We start from the raw sequence: 22428 nt of genomic DNA, 5'->3' as shown, positions 1-22428 counted from the left end.
GTGCGGCTTGTGCGGCTGTCGGTCAGTCACGTTCGCCGCCCAGGGCCATCCGGACGAGTTCGTCGACGGCCATGTCCTTGATGTCGGCGGCGGGAACCGGTGTCGCCGGTCGGTCGGCGAGGTCCAGGAGCGCGTCGAGAAGACCGGCCCGACGCAGGGCGGCGGGCGGGATCGCGGCGAGCAGGGAGCTGATCTCGTGGTCCTCGCGGTCCGCCCGGCCCGGCGTCCCGGGGGTCTTCCCGGTGGCGGCGGGGCCGCCCGGCCCGTCGGGCACCAGGCGCCCGGTGAGGTAGACGGCGACGGCCGTCGGGGTGGGGTGGTCGAAGACCAGGGTCGCGGGCAGCCGGCGGCCGGTGGCGGCGCTGAGCCGGTTGCGGAGTTCGACGGAGGTGAGCGAGTCGAAGCCGAGGTCCTTGAACGCCTGGTCCGGGTCGACAGCCCCGGCTCCGCCGTGGCCGAGGACGTCGGCGCTCCGGCTCCGTACCAGGTCGAGCAGGGTGGCGACGCGTTCCTCCGGGGTGAGACCGGTCAGCCGGCGGCGCAGCGAGTCCGCTTCGGCGGCGTCGGCCCCGGAGGCGGGGCGGCGTGCGGTGCCGGGGACCAGGGCGGAGAGCAGGGGCGGGACGGGTGCGGTCCGGGCGGCCGTCCGGAGTCGGCCGAGGTCGATCCTGACCGGGACGAGCAGCGGTTCGTCCAGGGTGAGCGCCGCGTCGAACAGTGCCAGACCTTCTTCGCTGCCGATGGCCGCGGTGCCTCCCCGGGACATGCGCCGCAGGTCGGCGGCGGTGAGCGTGCCGGTCATGGTGCTGCGGTGCTCCCACAGGCCCCAGGCGAGCGACTGGGCGGGCAGGTCCAGGGCCCGGCGGTGCTGGGCGAGCGCGTCGAGGAAGGCGTTGGCGGCCGCGTAGTTGCCCTGTCCGGCGTTGCCGACCGTGGCGGACGCGGAGGAGAACAGGACGAAGGCCGACAGCGGCAGATCACGGGTGAGGGCGTGCAGGTTGAGGGCCGCGTCGACCTTGGGCCGCAGGACGTGGCGCATCCGCCCGGGGGTCAGCGATTCGACCGTCCCGTCGTCCAGGACGCCGGCCGCGTGCACGACCGCGCTCAGCGGACGGTCGGCGGGGATGCCGGCGAGCAGGGCGGCGAGCGCGTCCCGGTCGGCGACGTCGCAGGCCTCCACGGCCACCCCGGCGCCGAGCGCGCGCAGTTCGGCAGCGAGCTCGGCCAGGCCCGGGGAGGCCGCGCCGCGCCTGCCGACGAGCAGCAGGTTCCGTACGCCGTGCGTGGTCACGAGGTGCCGCGCCACCAGGCCGCCGAGCGCGCCGCCGGCCCCGGTGACGAGGACGGTTCCCCCGGTCGCGGCGATACCGGACGGTGTGTCCGGGTCCGAATCCAAGAGCGCGTCCGTTCCCGGATTCGGGTTCGGGTCCGTGGCGACGGTGGCCCTGGTGAGACGGGCGGCGAGGAGCCGGCCGGCGCGTATCGCCAGTTGTGGTTCCGTTCCGGCCAGTGCCCGGGGCAGCAGGCCGGTCACGGCCGCCGGGTCGTCGGTGTCGATCAGCAGGAAGCGGTCCGGGTGCTCGGACTGGGCGGAGCGGACGAGACCGCGGACCGCGGCTCCGGTGAGGTCGGTGACCTCCTCACCGGGTGCCGTGGAGACCGCGCCCCGGGTGACGAGGACGAGCCGGGTGCCGTCGTCCCACCGCGGGTCGGCCAGCCAGTCCTGGACGAGCCGCAGGGCGTCGTCCAGTGCGGTGTGCACGGATGCGGCGTCGGGCGGGGACGGGAGGTCCGGGGCGCGGTCGCACCAGGCCAGCACTGCGGCGGGCGACGGCGCTCCCCCGTCCAGCGCGGCACCGAGCGCGGCCAGGTCCGGGTGGCTGTCCGGGAAGAGTTCCCGGCCGCCGAGGACGGCGACGTGCCCGAGGGCGTCGGCGGGTGCGGTGGCGGGCGCCGCCGACCACTGCACCCGGTAGAGGGACTCCGGGCCGTCGGCCGGGCGGAGGGTGTCGAGGTCGACCGGGCGGACGGCGAGCGCCTCGACCGACGCGACCGGGAGGCCGTTCGGGTCGGTCGCGTCGATCGACACCGATCCGTCGGGCCGGAAGCCGAGCCGTACCCGGAGCACGGTGGCTCCGGAGGCGTGCAGCCTGACTCCGCTCCAGGAGAACGGCAGTCCGGCGGACGGTCGGTCCGGACCCGGCCCGGTCTCCTGCTGGGTGCGCAGGAACAGCCCCTGGAGGGCGGCGTCCAGGAGGGCGGGGTGCACACCGAAGGCGGAGGCGGACCGGTGCTGGTCCTCGGGCAGGCGCACCTCGGTGAGGATCTCGTCGCCCCGGCGCCAGGCGGCGGTGAGCCCGCGGAAGGCGGGTCCGTAGCCGTAACCGGAGCTGTGGAACCGCTCGTACAGGTCGTCGACGGGGATCGGGACGGCGCCGGGCGGGGGCCAGGCGCCGGCCTCGTCCGGTGCGGGTGCGGGCGACGGCTCGCGGGTCGTGGCGTCGGCGGTGAGTCCGCCGGTCGCGTGCGCGGTCCAGTGCGGGGTCACCGCGTCCTCGCGGCAGGAGAACAGGTCCAGCGAGCGGCTGCCCTGCGCGTCCGGGGCGCCGACCCGTACTTGCAGGCGGACGGCGGTGTCGGCGGGTATCAACAGCGGCGACTGGAGCGTCAGTTCCTCCACCGTGTGGCATCCGGCCCGGTCCGCGGCGCGGACGGCGAGTTCCGCGAAGGCCGCGCCGGGCAGCAGGACCGTACCGGCCACGGCGTGGTCGGCGAGCCAGGGGTGGGTACGCAGCGACAACCGTCCGCTGAGCACCAGTTCACCCGTGTCCGCCAGCTCGATGGCCGCTCCGAGGACGGGGTGGTCGGCCGGGTCGAGCCCGGCCGCGCCCACATCGGCCGCCGTGGCGGGCGCCGGCTCGGGCCAGTAGCGGCTGCGTTGGAAGGCGTACGTCGGCAGCTCGACGCGCCGCGCCCCCGGGAACGCACCCGACCAGTCCACCGCCAGGCCGCTCTCCCACCCGCGGCCCACCGCACGCAGCACCTGATCCACGCCGCCCTCACCGCGACGCAACGTGCCCAGCACCGCGGCATCCACGCCCGCGGCCTCCACCGACTCCCCCACCGCCACGGACAGCACCGCATGCGGGCTGGACTCCACGAAGAACCGGAAACCCTCCCCCAACAGCGCCTCCGTGGCCGTCCCGAACTCCACGGTCTCCCGCAGGTTCCGGTACCAGTACTCGGCGTCCAGCACCTTCGTGTCCAGCCAACCACCCGTCACCGTCGAGAAGAACGGCACCGAACCCGAGAGAGGCGCGATGCCCTCCAGGTCGGAGAGCAACCGCTCGCGGATCTCCTCCACGTGCGCGGAGTGCGACGCGTAGTCGACCTCGATCAGACGCGCCCGCACACCCTCCGCCACCAGGACGTCCACCAACTCCACGACCGCGTCCGCGTCGCCCGACACCACCGTCGACGACGGACCGTTCACCGCCGCCACCGACAACCGACCCACCCACGGGGCGATCCGCCCCCGTGCCTCGTCCACCGGCAGAGGCAGCGACGCCATACCGCCACGACCCGCCAGCACCCTTATCGCGCGGGAACGCAACGCCACCACCCGGGCACCATCGTCGATACTCAGGCCGCCCGCCACGCACGCGGCAGCGATCTCACCCTGGGAATGGCCCACCACCGCGTCCGGCACGACGCCGAAGGAACGCCACACCTCCGCGAGCGACACCATCACCGCCCACAGCACCGGCTGCACCACATCCACCCGCGCCAACAAAGCCTCGGAACCCAACGCCTCCACCAACGACCAGTCGGTGTACGGCGCCAGAGCCCGTTCGCACTCCGCCATCCGCCCCGCGAACACCTCCGACCCGGCCAACAGCTCCACAGCCATCCCCACCCACTGCGAACCCTGACCCGGGAACACCAGCACCGAACGACCGTCGACCGGACGACCGCCGTCCCACGCTCCCGAGTCGTCGTCGGCCACCTGACCCAGCAGGGCATGGAGTTGGTCCCGGTCCCCGATCAGTGCCTTCCGGTACTCGAAGGCGGTGCGTGCGTGCAGGGCGGACCCGATGTCGCGCGGGTCGGCCACGGGGCCGGCGTCCAAGTGGCCGCGCAGACGGTCGGCCTGGAAGCGCAGTGCCCGCGGGCTCTTCGCCGACAGCAGCCAGGGCACCGCCGGCAGAGGGGTGCGCTCGTCCGGTGGACCGTCGTCCTCCAGCGGGGTGTGTTCGAGGATGGTGTGGACGTTGGTGCCACTCAGGCCGAAGGAGGACACTCCCGCCCGGAAGGGGCGACCGTGGGACGGCCAGGGCTGCTGCTCGGTCGCGAGGGCCAGCGCTCCGCGCGTCCAGTCGACGTGACCGGAGGGCCTGCCGACGTGCAGGGTCCGGGGCACCTGCCCGTGGTGCATGGACAGCACCGTCTTGATGACCCCCGCCACACCCGATGCCGCCTGGGCGTGGCCGAGGTTGGACTTGAGGGAGCCGACCAGCAGGGGCCGTTCGGCGGGCCGGTCCTGGCCGTACGTGGCCAGCAGGGCCTGGGCCTCGATGGGGTCGCCGAGGGTGGTGCCGGTGCCGTGCGCCTCCACCACGTCCACCTCGGACGCCGTCAGGCCCGCGTCCGCCAACGCAGCCCGGATCACCCGCTGCTGGGACGGGCCGTTGGGGGCGGAGAGTCCGTTGCTGGCGCCGTCCTGGTTGACGGCGGATCCGCGCACCACCGCCAACACCGGGTGTCCGTTGCGGCGGGCGTCCGACAGCCGCTCCAACAGCAGGACGCCGGCCCCTTCGCCCATGCCCATGCCGTCCGCGTCGTCCGAGAAGGCCTTGCAGCGGCCGTCCTCGGCGAGTCCCCGCTGACGGGAGAAGCTGATCAGGGCGCCGGGGGTCGCCATCACGGCGACGCCTCCGACCAGAGCTAGGGTGCAGTCGCCGGCGCGCAGTGCCCGGCCCGCGAGGTGCATGGCGACGAGCGAGGAGGAGCAGGCCGTGTCGACAGTCACCGCAGGGCCTTCGAGGCCCAGGGTGTAGGCGACCCGGCCGGACACGACGCTGGGGGCGCTGCCGGTGAGCAGGTGGCCGTCGCCTTCCTCGGACTGCGCGACGACGGCCGCGTAGTCGGCGTAGTTGACGCCGGTGAACACTCCGGTGCGGCTGCCGCGAAGGGCGGCCGGGTCGATGGCGGCGCGTTCGATCGCCTCCCAGCTGGTCTCCAGGAGCAGCCGCTGCTGCGGATCCATGGCCAGGGCCTCGCGCGGCGAGATGCCGAAGAACTCCGCGTCGAAGTCGGCGGCGTCGTGCAGGAAGCCGCCCCGCCGGGTGGTCGAGGTGCCGGGGCGGTCGGGGTCGGGGTCGTAGAGGGCTTCGATGTCCCAGCCGCGGTCGGTCGGGAGGTCCGAGACGGCGTCACCACCGGCGGCGAGCAGGCGCCACAGGTCCTCGGGGGTGCCGATGCCGCCGGGGAAGCGGCAGGCCATGGACACGATCGCGATCGGCTCGTCGTCGGGCGCGGGCGGGAACGCGGCGGCGTCCGGGCCGACGGGGGCCGGGTCGGCGCCCGGCCGGCCGAGCAGTTCGGCGCGGATCTCCCGGGCGAGCGCGGTGGACGACGGGTGGTCGAAGACCAGGGTGGACGGCAGCCGCAGTCCGGTGGCGGTGTTGAGCCGGTTGCGGAGTTCGACCGCGGTGAGGGAGGCGAAACCCAGGTCCTTGAAGGCCGTGCCGGGCCGGATCGCGTCCACCGCGGGATGGCCGAGGACGGCTGCCGCGTGGGTGCGGACCAGGTCGAGCAGCAGGCGGTGCTGCTCGGACTCACCGAGGGCGGCGAGCCGTTGGCGCAGCGCTGCCGCGGCGGGTGCCACCGTGTCGTCGGTCGCGGCCTCCAGAGCACGCCGGGCCTCGGGGATGCCGGTGAGCAGCGGGCTGGGGCGGGTGGAGGTGAAGACGGCGGCGAACCGCTCCCAGTCGACGTCGGCGACGGCGAGGACGGTCTCGTCGTCGTCCAGTGCCTGCCGCAGGGCGTGGACCGCGAGGTCGGGGGCGATCCGGGGCAGACCGTGCTGCTCCAGTTTGAACAGGTCGGCGTCCGCTCCGGCGACGCGGTCCTGCCAGGGGTTCTCGGCCTGCCAGATGCCCCAGTCGACGGTGGTGGCGGTGAGGCCGCGGGCCCGGCGGTGCTGGGCCAGGGCGTCGAGGTAGGCGTTGGCCGCGGCGTAGGCGCCGTGGTCGCCGCTGCCCCAGACCCCGGCGATCGAGGAGAACAGGACGAAGGCGTCGAGTTCGCGGTCGAGCAGGGCGTCGAGGTGTTCGGCGCCGGCGGCCTTGGCGGCGACGATCTGTTCGAACGCGGACATCGGGGTGCCGTCCAGCGGGGCGAGCGCCACGAAGGCGGCCGCGTGGACGACCGCGGTGACCGGGTCGCCCGCCGTCTCCAGGCCGGTGAGCAGCCCCGCCACGGCCTGACGGTCGGCCAGGTCGCAGACGGGCAGGGTCAGTCGTACGCCGAGGGCGGCCAGTTCCGCGGCGAGTTCGGCCGCGCCGGGTGCCTGGGGGCCGCGGCGGCCGGGCAGGACGAGGTGGGTGGCGCCGCTGCGGGCCAGCCAGCGGGCGAGGTGCGGGCCGACGGCTCCGGTGCCGCCGGTCAGCAGGACGGTGCCGCGGGGCTTCCACTGCTTCGTCCGGCCGTCGTTCCTGGGGGCGCGCCGGAGGCGGCGGGCCAGGAGGCCGGTGGGGCGCAGGGCGAGCTGGTCCTCGCGGCCGGCGCCGTCCGTGCCGGGGCCGGAGGCCGTGAGTACGGCGGCGAGCCGGGTCCTGGCGCGGGCGTCGAGGTCCGGCGGCAGGTCGACGAGTCCGCCCCAGCGGGCGGACAGTTCCAGCGCGGCCACCAGTCCGGTGCCCCAGACCAGTGCCTGGCGGGGGTGGGTGACCGGGTCGTCCGGGCCCGTGGACACCGCCCCGGTGGTGGCGCACCACAGGGGCGCGGTGAGGGCAAGGTCGCCCAGGGCCTGCACCAGGGCGACGGTGAGTGCCGTTCCGGTGGGCAGGGCCGGGTGGTCGGGGTGGGGCCGGTCGTCGGCGGCCAGCAGTGACAGCACGCCCGTCGGGACGCGGTCGCCGAGGGCGGTGGCGAGCGTGTCCGCGAGGTCGGCGCGGCGGACGGCGTCGGCCGTGAGTCCGGCCGTGACGACGGTGGCGCCCGCTTCGGTGAGGGCGAGCAGCGGGCCGCGTACCCGTGCGTCGTCCTCGTGTCCGGCGGGCAGGACGACGAGCCAGGTGCCGGCGGCGAGCGCGGCGGCCGGCGGGTCGGGCAGGGGCTGCCAGCCGATGCGGTAGCGCCAGGAGTCGATGACGCTCTCGTCGCGCCGCTGTTGGCGCCAGCCGCGCAGGGCCGGCAGTACGGGGGCGAGGGTGTCCTCGTCGACGGCGAGGTGGGCGGCGATCTCGGCCGGGGCGCCGTGGTCGACCATGTGCCAGAAGGCCGTGTCGTGCGGGTCGGCGGCCGCTGCGGTGCCGGGCACCGCCTCCGGCTCCAGCCAGTAACGCCGCGACTGGAAGGGGTACCCGGGCAGGGCGGTCGGGCGGGCACCGGTGCCGGCGAACACCGCGGACCAGTCGACGGCCACGCCCGCCACCCACAGTTCGGCGGCCGAGCACAGGGCCCGGCGCGGTCCGCCGTCGTCGCGGCGCAGGGTGCCGACGACCACGGGCGGCTCCGCGGCACCGGTGGCGTCGACGGTGGCCTCGGCGGTGTCCTGGAGGGCCATGGTCAGCACCGGGTGCGGCGACACCTCGACGAAGACCTCGTGGCCCTGCTCGACCAGGGAGCGTACGGCCGCCTCGAAGCGGACGGTCCCGCGGAGGTTGCGGTACCAGTAGTCGGCGTCCATGGCCGTGGTGTCGAGCAGGTCGCCGGTGACGGTGGAGTACAGCGGGATCCGGGCCGGGAGCGGGCGTACGCCGGCCAGCGCGGCCAGCACCTCGGACCTGATCCGTTCGACCTGGGCCGAGTGCGAGGCGTAGTCCACGGGGACGGACCGGGCCCGCACGCCCTGTGCGGCGCAGTGGGCGAGCAGTTCGGCCAGGGCCTGCGTCTCCCCCGAGACCACCACTGCGGCGGGCCCGTTGACGGCGGCCACCGACAGCTTCCCGGCCCAGGGGGCGATCTCGGCGCGGACCCGGTCCTCGGGCAGGGACACCGCGACCATGCCGCCGAGTCCGGCCAGTGCCCGGATCGCCCGGCTGCGCAGGGCGACGACCTTCGCCCCGTCCTCCAGGCTCAGCGCTCCCGCCACCACGGCGGCGGCGATCTCTCCCTGGCTGTGCCCGACCACGGCGTCGGGCCGGACGCCCCAGGACTCCCAGTGCGCGGCCAGTGACACCATCACCGCCCACAGCACCGGCTGCACCACGTCCACCCGTTCCAGGGAGGGTGCGCCGGGCGCGCCCTCCAGGACGGCGGGGAGCCGCCAGTCGACGTGGGCGGAGAGGGCGGCGTCGCAGGCGACGAGGCGGTCCCGGAAGGCGGGGCTGGCGGCGAGCAGGTCCCGGGCCATGCCGGCCCACTGGGAGCCCTGGCCCGGGAACACCAGAACCGTCCGGCCCTCGACGACCCGGCCGGTGCCCACCACGACATCGGCGGTCGCGGCCGGGCCGGTGGGGGGCTCCGGGTCCGCTCCGGACAGGGCGGCGAGCCCGCTCAGCAGTGCGGGGTGCCCGTCGCCGATCACCACGGCCCGGTGTTCGAAGGCGGACCGGGTGGTGGCCAGCGAGAACCCGATGTCGGCCGGCCGGGCGGGCGCGTCCGCGGCGAGCCGGGCGCGCAGCCGGGCCGCCTGGTCCCCGAGCGCGGACGCGGTGCGGCCGGACAGCACCCAGGGCAGCACGGCCCCGGGCGCGGTGTCCGGCCCGTCGGTCACCGCTTCCGGTGCGTCCGCCGGCTCCGGTGCGTCCGCCGCTTCCGGCCCGTCCGCCGCTTCCGGTTCCGGTGCCTGTTCGAGGACGACGTGCGCGTTGGTGCCGCTCATGCCGAACGAGGACACCCCGGCCCGGCGCGGCCGGTCGACGGCGGGCCAGTCGCGCGCCTCGGTGAGGAGTTCGACGGCGCCCGAGGACCAGTCGGCGTGCGGGGTGGGCGCGTCCACGTGCAGGGTGCGCGGCAGGACACCGTGCCGCAGCGCGAGGACCGTCTTGATGACCCCGGCGACTCCGGCGGCGGCCTGGGTGTGCCCGATGTTGGACTTCAGCGACCCCAGCCACAACGGGCGGTCGGCGGGACGGTCCTGACCGTACGTCGCCAGCAGCGCGTCGGCCTCGATCGGGTCGCCGAGAGTGGTGCCGGTGCCGTGCGCCTCCACCGCGTCCACCTCGGACGCGGTCAGGCCCGCGTCCGCGAGCGCCGCCCGGATCACCCGCTGCTGGGAGGGTCCGTTGGGGGCGGTCAGGCCGTTGCTGGCGCCGTCCTGGTTGATCGCCGAACCGCGCAGCACGGCCAGTACCGTGCGGCCGTTGCGGCGGGCGTCGGACAGCCGCTCCAGCAGCAGCATGCCCACGCCCTCGCCCCAGCCGGTGCCGTCCGCGGCCGCCGCGAACGGCTTGCAGCGGCCGTCCTGGGACATCGCGCCCTGCCGGCTGAACTCGACGAACACCGCGGGCAGCGCCATCACGCTGACCCCGCCGGCGAGGGCGAGCGAGCACTCGCCGGCCCGCAGGGCCCGCGCCGCGAGGTGCAGCGCCACCAGCGAGGCCGAACAGGCGGTGTCCACGGTGACGGCGGGGCCTTCGAGACCGAGCGCGTAGGACACCCGCCCGGACATCACGCTCATCGAGTTCCCCGTCATCAGGAACCCCTGGACGGCTTCGGCGGCACCGGGGCCCAGCGTCGCGTACCCCTGGTCGATGGCCGCGGTGTACACCCCGGTACGGCTGCCCCGCAGGGTGAGCGGGTCGATGCCGGCCTGTTCGACGGCCTCCCAGGACGCCGTCAGCAGAAGCCGCTGCTGCGGGTCCATCGCGACCGCCTCGCGGGGCGAGATGCCGAAGAACTCCGGGTCGAAGTCCGCCGCGCCGTCGAGGAACGCCCCCTGCCCGGGGACCGTGCCGCCGGACGGCCAGGCGCTCTCCCAGCCCCGGTCGCCGGGGACGGGCCCGATGGTGTCGCGGCCTTCGGCGAGCAGGTCCCACAGGTCCTCCGGGGTGCGGACCCCGCCGGGGAAGCGGCAGCTCATCGCCACGATCGCGATCGGCTCGCTGGTGCGGGCCTCGGCCTCCCGGAGCCGCTGCCGGGTGTCCCGCAGGTCGATGATCACCCGGTTGAGGTAGTCGCGCATCCTCTGGTCGCTCACTGGACACCGCTGCTTTCGTCTCGGGCTGCTCGGGTCTCGTCTCGGGCTGCGCGGGGTGCGCCGGGTGTGCGGGCTGCGTCGGCTGCGCGGACCGTTGCCCCGGTCACGCGGAGCCCAACTGCCGGTCGATGTAGTCGAACACCTCGTCGTCGCTGGCCGCCTCGATCAGGTCGGGGGCGAGGTCGTCCACGTCGCCCGCCGGGCGGACGGCGGTGGCCGGTGTCCCGCCGGGCAGCGGACGGGACAGCACTTCCCTGATCCGGGCGGCGAGTTCCTCGCTGACACCGTCCGGCGGCAGGGCGTCGAGCAGGGTCTCCAGGGTGTCGAGCCCGGCCCGGACCGCGGCGTCGCCCGACGGGCGGGCGGCGCCGGCCCGCTCGGCGAGGTGGCGTGCCAGTGCCTCCGGGGTGGGGTGGTCGAAGACCAGCGCGGCCGGCAGCCGCAGCCCGGTCGAGGACATCAGCCGGTTGCGCAGTTCGACCCCGGTGAGGGAGTCGAAGCCGACGTCCTTGAACGGGCGGGCCGGGCGGATCAGGTTCGGCGAACTGTGGCCGAGCACCGCCGCGGCGTTGCCGCGCACCAGGTCGAGCAGGGTCCGGTACAGCTCGGCCTCCGGCAGTTCGGCGAGTTGCCGCGCCATCGAGGGGGCCGGTGCCGCAGCGGAGGCGGCGCCGGTACGGGCGGGGCGGACCAGGCCGCGGAGCACGGCGGGCAGCCGGTCGTCCGCCCGGAGCACGGACGGGGCGATCCTGGCCGCGAGCCGGTAGGCGTACGGGGAGTCCAGGGCCGCGTCGAACAGGGCGAGGCCCTCCACCGAGGTCAGCGCGCCCGCCCCGGCGCCCCGGCCCGCGGTGACCGAGGCGGTCATCCCGCTGCGCTCCTCCCACAGGCCCCAGCCGATCGACAGGCCGGGCAGCCCCTCGGCCCGGCGCTCGGCGGCGAGGGCGTCCAGGACGGCGTTGGCGGCGGCGTAGTTCGCCTGCCCGGCCGCGCCGAACTGGGCGGCGCCCGAGGAGAACAGGACCAGCGCCGCGAGGTCGAGGTCCCGGGTGAGTTCGTGCAGGGCCAGCGCCGCGTCCGCCTTGGGCCGCAGCACGCGGTCGAGCCGGTCCGGAGTCAGCCCGGCGACCGTGCCGTCGTCCAGGACACCGGCCGCGTGGACGACGACGGTCAGCGGGTGCGCGGCGGGCACCGACCCGAGCAGGGCGGCGAGCGCGGCGCGGTCGGCGACGTCGCAGGCCGCGACGGTCACCGATGCCCCGAGCCCGGTCAGTTCCCGCACCAGCTCCGGCATGCCGTCGGCGGACCCGCCCCGGCGGCCCGCCAGCAGCAGGTGCCGGATGCCGTGCGCGACGACCAGGTGCCGGGCCAGGAGCCGTCCCAGCGTGCCGGTCGCCCCGGTGACCAGGACGGTCCCTTCCGCATCCGGCCGAGCGGGCAGCAGCAGGACGTTCTTGCCCACGCCCCGGGCCTGGCCGAGCGAGCGCAGGGCGGCCGGGGCCTGCCGGACGTCCCAGCCGGTGACGGGCAGGGGACGCAGCACTCCCTGCTCGAACAGGCCCAGGACCTCGGCGAGCATCTCGCCGATGCGCTCCGGACCGGCCTCCATCAGGTCGAACGCCCGGTAGCGCACCCCGGGGTGCTGCCGCGCGACCGCCTCGGGGTCGCGGACGTCCGTCTTGCCCATCTCCACGAACCGGCCGCCGTTCGGCAGCAACCGCAGACCCGCGTCGACGAACTCCCGCGCCAGGCTGTCGAGTACGACGTCGACACCCCGCCCGCCGGTGGCCGTCAGGAACTTCTCGGCGAAGTCGGTGCTGCGGGACGAGGCGATGTGCCCGTCGTCCAGTCCGCCGGCCCGCAGGACCTCCCACTTTCCGGGGGAGGCGGTCGCGAACACCTCCGCTCCGGCGTGCCGGGCGAGCTGCACCGCCGCCATGCCGACACCGCCGGCCGCGGCGTGGACCAGCACCGATTCCCCGCGCCGCAGACCGCCGAGATCGAACAGACCGTAGTAGGCGGTGAGGAACACCACCGGCACGGATGCGGCGCGGGCGTAGGACCAGCCCGCGGGTATCCGGGCGACGGTGCGGCGGTCGGCGACGGCGGTCGGGCCGAACGCGCCCCCGAAGATCCCCATCACCCGGTCCCCCGGCACCAGGTCGTCCACACCCGGGCCCACCTCGACGACGGTTCCGGCGCCCTCGCTGCCCAGGCCCTGCTGTTCGGGGTCGGGGTCCAGGCCGAGTGCGGCGATGACGTCGTGGAAGTTCAGCCCGGCGGCGCGCACCGCGATCCGCACCTCACCCTTGCCCAGCGGGGCGAGGGCCGCGGGTGCGGGCTCCGCCACGATGTCCTCCGCGGAGCCCCGGCCGTCGGTGGTGAGCCGCCAGGCGGCGCCGTCCGGCAGGGACAGCGTGCCGTCCGGCCGTCCGCCGCGGACCAGCCGGGGCAGCAGCGGCGGGCCGGTCCGCAGCGCCAGCTCGGGTTCCCCGGCGGCGAGCGCCGCGGGCAGCGCGTCCGCCGGCAGTGCGTCCGCCCGCAGCGCGTCCGCCGGCCCGCCGGTCCCGGCCGCGTCGACGAGGACGAAGCGCCCGGGGTGCTCGGCCCGCGCGCTGCGCACCAGGCCCCACAGGGCCGCCTGGGCGGGATCGACCGGACGGTCGACCGGCCCGGTACGGACCGCGTCCCTGGTGAGCAGGGCCAGCCTGGCCGCGGCGAACCGCTCGTCGGCCAGCCACTGCTGGACGAGGGCGAGGCCCTGGTGCGCGGTGGCGCGGACCCGGTCGGCGGGGTCGGGCAGGTCGGCGGTGGCGACGGCCGCCACGATCACCTCGGGGAGGGCGGCGCCCGCTCCGAGGGCGGCCCCCAGGGCGTCGAGGTCCTGCCACGACACCGCGCCGGGGACGGCACCGCCGAGGGCGGCCCAGGTGGGCACGGCGCTGTCGGCCGGGTCGGCGGCCGGGGTCCAGTCGAGGCGGTACAGCAGGTCGGCGTGGGCGGTCGCGGAGAGCGGCCCGCCCTCGGCCGGAGGCCGCAGCAGCAGGGCCTCCACGCCGAGCACCTGACGTCCGGACAGGTCGTGGGCGTGCAGGGTCACGGCGTCCGGCGCGTCCGCGGCGAGCCGCACGCGCAACGTGGTGGCCCCGGTGGTCCCGCCGGTCACACCGCTCCAGCTGAAGGGCAGCCGGGCCCGGCCGTCCTGGTCGGGCAGCAGTGCGGCGGTCTGGAGGGCCGCGTCCAGCAGCGCGGGGTGCAGCACGCACCCGGCGGCGTCGGCGTGCTGCGGCTCCGGCAGCACCACCTCGGCGAACACCTCGCCGCCGCGGAGCCACGCGGCGCGGATGCCGCGGAAGGCGGGGCCGTAGTGGTAGCCGGCCTCGGCGAAGCGCTCGTAGAGGTCACCGGTGTCCACGGGTTCGGCGCCGGACGGCGGCCAGCTCAGCAGACCGGCCGCGGCTCCGGCCGGGTCCCCGGCGGGCCGGGGTGCCAGGGTGCCGGTGGCGTGCTCGGTCCAGGGCGCGTCGGCGTCCCGTGTCGTCCGGGCGAACACGCTGAGCCCTCGCCGGCCGTCGCCGTCGGGTGCGGCGACCCTGAGCTGCAGGTGGACGGCTCCCTCGTCGGGGAGCACCAGCGCCGATCCGAGGGTGAGTTCCTCGACCACCGGGCAGTCCGCCTCGGCCCCGGCACGCAGGGCGAGTTCGAGAAAGGCCGTGCCGGGGAGGAGGACGACGCCCGACACCGCGTGGTCCGCGAGCCAGGGGTGGGTACTCAGCGAGATCCGACCGCTGAGCAGCAGCTCGTCGGAGTCCGCGACCTGTACGGCCGCACCGAGCAGCGGGTGCCCGGTCGTGGCGAGACCCGCCGAGGCGACGTCCCAGCTCGTGGTCGGAACGTCGAGCCAGTAGCGGCTGCGTTGGAAGGCGTACGTCGGCAGCTCGACGCGCCGCGCCCCCGGGAACGCACCCGACCAGTCCACCGCCAGGCCGCTCTCCCACCCGCGGCCCACCGCACGCAGCACCTGCTCCACGCCGCCCTCACCGCGACGCAACGTCCCCAGCACCGCGGCATCCACGCCTGCGGCCTCCACCGACTCCCCCACCGCCACGGACAGCACCGCATGCGGGCTGGACTCCACGAAGAACCGGAAACCCTCCCCCAACAGCGCCTCCGTGGCCGTCCCGAACTCCACGGTCTCCCGCAGGTTCCGGTACCAGTACTCGGCGTCCAGCACCTTCGTGTCCAGCCAACCACCCGTCACCGTCGAGAAGAACGGCACCGAACCCGAGAGAGGCGCGATGCCCTCCAGGTCGGAGAGCAGGCGCTCCCGGATCTCCTCCACGTGCGAGGAGTGCGAGGCGTAGTCGACCTCGATCACCCGCGCCCGCACCCCCTCGCCGACCAGTGCGTCGACCAACTCCACGACAGCGTCCGCGTCGCCCGACACCACCGTCGACGACGGACCGTTCACCGCCGCCACCGACAACCGACCCACCCACGACGCGATCCGCCCCCGTGCCTCGTCCACCGGCAGCGGCAGCGACGCCATACCGCCACGACCCGCCAACACCCTTATCGCGCGGGAACGCAACGCCACCACCCGCGCCCCGTCCTCCAGGCCCAGACCGCCCGCCACACAGGCCGCCGCGATCTCACCCTGCGAGTGCCCGACCACCGCGTCCGGAACGACACCGAAGGAACGCCACACCTCAGCGAGCGACACCATCACCGCCCACAGCACCGGCTGCACCACATCCACCCGCGCCAACAAAGCCTCCGAACCCAACGCCTCCACCAACGACCAGTCGGTGTACGGCGCCAGAGCACGCTCGCACTCCGCCATCCGCCCCGCGAACACGTCCGACCCGGACAACAGCTCCGCAGCCATCCCCACCCACTGCGAACCCTGACCCGGGAACACCAGCACCGAACGACCGGAAACCAACCCGCCGCCGGACACCGCAGCACCCTGCGACAGCGCGGTCAGGCGCTCGGCGAGGTCCTCCTCCGTGCCCACCAGCACCGCACGGTGCGCCAGCGCGCTGCGGCCCGTGGCCAGCGAGAAGGCCAGGTCCGCAGCGCGGACGCCCGACCCGTCCGCGATCCGGGCCGACAGCGCCGCAGCCTGGGCGCCCAACGCCTCCGGAGTGCGCGCCGAGAGGAGCAGGGGGACGGCGGCGGGTACGGTCTCCGATGTCCCGGGCCCGTCGACGGGCGAGTCTGCGGAAGCTGTCGGGTCCGCCGGGGCCTGTTCGAGGACGACGTGGGCATTGGTACCGCTGACGCCGAACGAGGACACCCCGGCGCGGCGCGGGCGTCCCGTGTCGTCCCACGCACGGGCCTCCGTCAGCAGCCGGCCGGCTCCCGCCGACCAGTCCACCTCGGGCGTCGGACCGTCCACGTGCAACGTCTTCGGCATCACCCCGTGCCGCAGGGCGAGCACCGACTTGATGACCCCCGCGACACCGGCGGCGGCCGAGGCGTGTCCGATGTTGGACTTCAGCGAGCCGATCCACACCGGACGGTCCGCCGGACGGTCCTGCCCGTACGTCGCCAGCAACGCCTGCGCCTCGATCGGATCGCCCAACCGCGTCCCCGTACCGTGCGCCTCCACCACGTCCACCTCGGACGCCGACAACCCCGCGTCCGCCAACGCCGCCCGGATCACCCGCTGCTGCGACGGACCGTTCGGCGCCGTCAGACCGTTGCTCGCACCGTCCTGGTTCACCGCCGAACCACGCACCACCGCCAGCACCGGATGCCCCAGACGCCGCGCGTCCGACAACCGCTCCACCAGCAGCATGCCCGTGCCTTCACCGAAGGCGGTCCCGTCGGCCGCCGCGGCGAAGGACTTGCAGCGGCCGTCCGGGGCGAGTCCGCCCTGTCGGCTGAACTCGACGAACAGTTCGGGGCTGCACATCACGTTGACGCCGCCGGCCAGGGCCATCGAGCACTCGCCCGACCGCAGCGCCCGGACCGCGAGGTGCAGGGCCACCAGCGAGGACGAGCAGGCCGTGTCCACGGTGACCGCGGGGCCTTCCAGGCCGAAGAAGTAGGCCAGGCGTCCGGAGACGATGCTTCCCGAGTTGCCGGTGCCGAGGAATCCTTCGACGTCCTCGGGGATGTGGGGCAGCAGCCGGGCGGCGTAGTCCTGCTGCATCAGGCCGACGTACGTGCCGATCGGGGCGCCGCGCAGGGTGGACGGGTCGATGGCGGCGCGTTCGAAGAGTTCCCAGGTGGTTTCCAGGAGCAGCCGCTGCTGCGGGTCCATGGCCAGGGCCTCGCGCGGCGAGATGCCGAAGAACTCCGCGTCGAAGTCGGCCGCGTCGTGGAGGAAGCCGCCGTGGCGGGTGACGGAGGTGCCGATGCTGTCGGGATCGGGGTCGTAGAGCGTCTCCGGGCTCCAGCCCCGGTCGTCGGGGAACTCCGAGATGCCGTCGCGGCCCTCGGCCAGCATCCGCCACAGGTCCTCGGGCGAGCGGACACCGCCGGGGAGGCGGCAGGCCGCGGAGACGATCGCGATCAGGTCGTCGTCCGCGTCCCGGCTCCGGACGGACGGCCCCGCGGGTACGGCGGGCCTGACGGCCGCAGCCGTTGCCGTGTCCGTGTCCGTGAGCCCGGCGCGCAGGAAGTCCGCGAGCGCCGCCGGGGTCGGGTGGTCGAACACCAGGCTTGCGGGAAGCCGCAGGCCGGTGACGGTGTTCAGGCGGTTGCGCAGGTTCACCGAGGCCAGCGAGTCGAATCCCAGTTCGCGGAAGGCCCGTCCGGGGTCGAGGGTGTCCGGGGAGGCGTGGCCGAGGACCGCTGCCGCGTGGGTGCGGACGAGTTCGACGAGCAGCCTGGTCCGGCCGGTGCCGTCGAGGGACGCGAGGCGCAGGCGCAGGGCGTTGTCCTCGGCCGTCGCCGCCGCGGCCGTGGCCGCCCGGCGCGGTGCTGTGCGCACCAGGCCGCGCAGCAGCGGTGGCAGGGTGCCGTCCGCCGCCGCGGACCGCAGGGCCGCCGTGTCGAGGCGCATCGGGACCAGGGCGGCCCGGTCCACGGTGAGGGCGGTGTCGAAGAGCGCGAGCCCCCGCTCGGTGGAGAGCGGCGGCATCCCGGACCGGGCGAGGCGCCGTACGTCGTCCTCGTCCAGGTGTCCGGTGAGGGCGCTGGGCTGCTCCCACAGGGTCCAGGCCAGGGACTGGCCGGCCAGCCCCGCCGCCCGGCGCCGGGCGGCCAGGGCGTCGAGGAAGGCGTTGGCGGCGGCGTAGTTGGCCTGCCCGGGGCCGCCGAAGGTGCCCGCGGCCGAGGAGAAGAGCACGAAGTGCGTGAGGTCGCGGTCGCGGGTCAGTTCGTGCAGGTGGAGGGCGGCGTCGACCTTGGGGCGCAGCACGGCGTCCACCCGTTCGGGGGTGAGTGCGGTGACGACGCCGTCGTCGAGGGCGCCCGCGGTGTGGACGACGGCGGTCAGCGGGTGCGCGGGCGGCAGGTCGGCGAGGACTGCGGCCAGGGCCGCCCGGTCGGCGGCGTCGCAGGCGACGACGGCGGTCTCGGCTCCCAGGGCGGCGAGTTCGGCCCGCAGTTCTTCGGCTCCGGCGGCGGCCGGGCCGCTGCGGGAGAGCAGGAGCAGGTGTCGGACGCCGTGCCCGGTGACCAGGCGGCGGGCGACGTGGGAGCCGAGCAGGCCGGTGCCGCCGGTGATGAGGACGGTGCCGTCCGGGTCGAAGGCCCGGAGGGGCCCTGCCGCGTCGTCCGGGAGGTCCGGGTCGTTCCTGAGGACCCGGACCAGCCGGGGTACGCGGACGTCGTCGCCGCGGACCGCGGACTCCGGTTCTCCCGAGGCGAGGGCCGCGTCGACGCCTGCGGAGGCGCCGTTCCCGTCGTCGGCGTGGGCGTCGAGGACGGGGTCGAGGTCGAGCAGGGCGAAGCGCCCGGGGTGTTCGGACCGGGCCGAGCGGACCAGGCCCCAGAGCGCGCTGTGCGCGGGGTTGCGGACGTCCTCCCCCTCCCCGGCGCCGACCGCGCCCCGGGTGGCGAAGACCAGGCGCGAGCCGGCGAAGCGGTCGTCGGCGAGCCAGGTCCGGACGTCGGCGAGGGCCTGGTGGACGGCCGCGCGGACCGCCTCGGCCGGTCCGGCCGCGTCCGCGGGCTCCGCGCGGGCGAGCAGGACCGTCTCGGGCACCGGGGCTCCGGCGTCGACGGCGGCCAGCAGCGTGGCCAGGTCCGCCGTGCGGTGGACGGGCGCGCCGCTGCCGCTCGGCGGTGCGGTGACCCACTCCGTCGTGTAGAGGTCCTGGTGGCGGCGGCCCCGGGGGGCGCGGTCGGCGCCGAGGCCGACGGCGCCGGCGGGGCGCAGGACCAGCGCGTCCACGGTCGCCACGGGGGCACCGGTCGCGTCGGCGACGGCGAGCGTCACCGCGTCGGGTCCGGCCGGGGCGAGCCGGACGCGGATCGCGTCGGCGCCGGTGGCATGCAGGGTCACGCCGTTCCAGGAGAACGGCAGCCGTCCCTCGGGGTGGGCGTCCGCGCCGGGGGCGCCGGGCACGCCGGTGGCGTGCAGGGCCGCGTCCAGCAGGGCCGGGTGCAGGCCGAAGCGGGCGGCGTCGGGTGCGGGCCCGGCGGGCACGACGGCTTCCGCGAACACCTCGTCGCCGCGCCGCCAGGCCGCGCGCAGCCCCTGGAAGGCGGGGCCGTAGGCGAATCCGGCCGCCGCGAAGCGGTCGTAGAGCCCGTCGAGGGCGAGGGGTTCGGCGCCGGGCGGCGGCCAGGGCAACGGCCCGCCGGCCCCGGCGCCGTTCGAGCCGTTCACGCCGTTCACGCCGTTCACGCCGTCCGTGCCGTCCGTGCCGTCCTGGGCCAGGACGCCTTCGGCGTGCCTGGTCCACTCCTCGTCCTCGGGGTCGCCGTCGGCGGGTGCGTCCGGCCGCGAGTGCAGGCTGAGCGGGCGGTGGCCCAGGGAGTCGGGGGCGCCCACGGTGAGGCGCAGCACGGTGCCGCCGTGTTCGGGCAGCACCAGGGGGGCTTCGAGGGTGAACTCCTCGACCCGGGGGCAGCCGACGCGGGCTCCGGCCTGGAGCGCGAGTTCCAGGAAGGCGGTGCCCGGGAGCAGGGCCCGGCCGCCGACGGCGTGGTCGGCGAGCCACGGGTGGGTGCGGGCCGACAGGCGGCCGGTGAGGAGCAGGCCGTCGCTGTCGGCGAGGACCACGACGGCGCCCAGCAGCGGATGGTCCGCGGGGGTCAGTCCGGCGGAGGTGACGTCGGCGACGGTCGCGGCGCCGTCCTCCAGCCAGTACGGGTCGCGCTGGAAGGCGTAGGTGGGCAGTTCCACCCGTCCGGGGCGGCGGCCGGCGAAGACGGTGTCCCAGTCCGGGCGGACTCCGCGCAGGTGGAGTTCGGCCAGGGACTCGATGAACCGGCGCGGGCCGCCGTCGTCGCGGCGCAGGGTGCCCACGGCGGTGGCGTCGGCGCCCGCGTCCTCGGCGGTCTCCAGGACGCCGACGGTGAGGACGGGGTGCGGGCTGCTCTCCAGGAGGACCTGGTAGCCGTCGGCGAACAGGGCGCGGGTCGCCTCTTCGAAGCGGACGGTCCCGCGGAGGTTGCGGTACCAGTAGTCGGCGTCCAGGGCGGTGGTGTCCTCCAGCAGGCCGCCGCTGAGGGTGGAGTAGAAGGGGACGGCGGACGGGCGGGGGGTCAGCCCGTCGAGCTGCGCGAGCAGTTCGGCGCGGATGTCCTCGACGTGGGCGCTGTGCGAGGCGTAGTCGACGGGGATGCGCCGGTTGCGGATGTCCAGGGCCGTCGTCCGGTCGAGGAACGCGTCGAGCGCGTCGGTGTCGCCGGAGACCACGGTGGAGGCGGGTCCGTTGACGGCGGCGACGGAGAGCCGGCCGTCCCAGGGGGCGAGGTGTTCGGCGACCTGTTCGGCGGGCAGGGCCACCGAGGCCATGCCGCCGCGGCCGGACAGGGCGCGGATCGCCCGGCTGCGCAGGGCGACGACCTTCGCCCCGTCCTCCAGGCTCAGCGCTCCCGCCACCACGGCGGCGGCGATCTCGCCCTGGGAGTGGCCGACGACGGCGCCGGGGGTGATGCCGTAGGAGCGCCACAGTTCGGCCAGGGAGACCATGACGGCCCACAGCACCGGCTGCACCACGTCGACGCGTTCGGCCGGCGGGGTGCCGGGGGCGCCGCGCAGGACGGCTTCCAGGGACCAGTCGACGAAGGGGGCGAGGGCGCGCTCGCAGTCCGCGACGCGGGCGGCGAAGGCGGGGGCGGAGTCGAGGAGTTCGACGGCCATGCCGACCCACTGGGTGCCCTGCCCGGGGAACACCAGGACGACTTCGCCGCCGGTTCCGGCGGTGCCGAGGACCAGGCCGGGGGCGGTGCGGCCGGCCGCCAGGGCGTCGAGTCCGGCCCGGAACTCCTCGGGGTCGGTGCCGATCAGGACCGCCCGGTGCTCGTGCGCGGCGCGGGTCGTCGCGAGGGCGTGGCCGACCTCGGCCGGGCCGGGTCCGGGGTGGGCGTCGAGGTGGTCGCGGAGCCGTGCGGCCTGGGCGCGCAGCGCTTCGGCGGTGCGTCCGGAGAGCACCCAGGGGAGGCCGGCGGGGGCGGCGGCAGGGGCGGCGGCCCGGTCCAGGACGGGTTCGTCCGCCCGGTCCAGGACGGGTTCGTCCGCCTGTTCCAGGACGACGTGTCCGTTGGTGCCGCTGACGCCGAAGGAGGACACCGCGGCCCGGCGCGGCCGTCCGGTCTCGGGCCAGGGGGTGTTCGCGGTGACCAGGCGCACGGCGCCCGCGGTCCAGTCGATCTGCGGGGACGGGTCCTGCGCGTGCAGGGTGGGCGGGACGGTGCCGTGCCGCATGGCGAGGACGGTCTTGATGACGCCGCCGACGCCGGCCGCCGCCTGGGTGTGCCCGATGTTGGACTTCAGCGAGCCGAGCAGCAGCGGCTGTCCGTCCGCGCGGTCCTGCCCGTAGGTGGCCAGCAGGGCCTGGGCCTCGATCGGGTCGCCCAGCGGGGTGCCGGTGCCGTGCGCCTCGACCACGTCCACGTCGGCGGGGGCGAGTCCGGCGTTGGCCAGGGCCTGGCGGATGACGCGCTGCTGGGCGGGGCCGTTGGGGGCGGTGAGCCGGCTGCTGGCGCCGTCCTGGTTGACGGCGGTGCCGCGGATCAGGGCGAGGACCGGGTGGCCGTTGCGCCGGGCGTCGGAGAGGCGCTCCAGCAGGAGCATGCCGACGCCCTCGCCCCAGCCGGTGCCGTCGGCGGCGGCGGCGAAGGACTTGCAGCGGCCGTCCCGGGCCAGGCCGCCCTGACGGCTCATCTCCACGAACGGGACGGGTGTCGACATGACCATCGCGCCCCCGGCCAGGGCCAGGGTGCAGTCGCCGGCCCGCAGGGCCTGGGCGGCGAGGTGGACAGCGACCAGCGAGGAGGAGCAGGCGGTGTCGATGCTGACCGCCGGGCCCTCCAGACCGAAGGTGTAGGCGACGCGGCCGGAGGCGACGCTGTCGGAGCTGCCGCTGCCGATGTAGCCGGCCACGTCCTCGGGGACCTGGCGCAGCCGGACCGCGTAGTCCTGGTACATCACTCCGGCGAAGACGCCGGTCCTGCTGCCCCGCAGGGTCGCGGGGTCGATACCGGCGCGTTCGAACGCCTCCCAGGTGGTCTCCAGCAGGAGCCGCTGCTGCGGGTCCATCGCGAGCGCCTCGCGCGGGGAGATCCCGAAGAACCCGGGGTCGAACTGCCCGACCTCGTCGAGGAAGCCGCCCAGGGCGGTGTGGCTGGTGCCCTCGCGCAGTTGTTCCGGGTCGTCCAGGTGGTCCAGGTCCCAGCCCCGGTCGCGGGGGAAGCCGGTGATGGCGTCGGTGCCGTCGGTGACCAGTCGCCACAGGTCCTCGGGGGACCGTACGCCGCCGGGGTAGCGGCAGCTCATCGCGACGACCGCGATCGGTTCGCGGCCCGCTTCCTCGGCCTCGGTCAGGCGTCGGCGGGTGTGGTGCAGGTCCGCCGTCACCCGCTTGAGGTAGTCCCTCAGCCTGTCGTCGTTCACCATCGGGGGCCGCCGTCCTGGTTCGCGTGTCGGGTCGGTG

The 22428-nt window shown here is 75.7% G+C and carries 2 protein-coding genes; both read right to left on the bottom strand.

The genetic code is table 11. The annotated features are described in order from the left end of the window. Positions 1-22: 22 nt before the first annotated feature. Positions 23-10366 (bottom strand): type I polyketide synthase, encoded by a 10344-nt coding sequence (locus OG715_RS40795; protein WP_438268126.1) that lies wholly within the window; start codon positions 10364-10366, stop codon positions 23-25. A 103-nt stretch (positions 10367-10469) separates the two neighbouring features. Further along, the gene (locus OG715_RS40790) at positions 10470-22391 is read right to left on the bottom strand and encodes a type I polyketide synthase (RefSeq protein WP_266272135.1); all 11922 of its coding nucleotides are present in this window, start codon (positions 22389-22391) and stop codon (positions 10470-10472) included. Between the last annotated feature and the right edge of the window lie 37 nt (positions 22392-22428).

This window comes from Kitasatospora purpeofusca (assembly GCF_036010405.1).
Lineage (GTDB): Bacteria > Actinomycetota > Actinomycetes > Streptomycetales > Streptomycetaceae > Kitasatospora > Kitasatospora purpeofusca.
The sequence above is the reverse complement of the archived record's forward strand: the minus strand, read 5'-3'. Positions and strand labels throughout refer to the sequence as shown.

Coding starts and splice junctions, on each gene's coding strand:
- OG715_RS40790 (WP_266272135.1), bottom strand. CDS start 22,391: ATGGTGAACGACGACAGGCTGAGGGACTACCTCAAGCGGGTGACGGCG.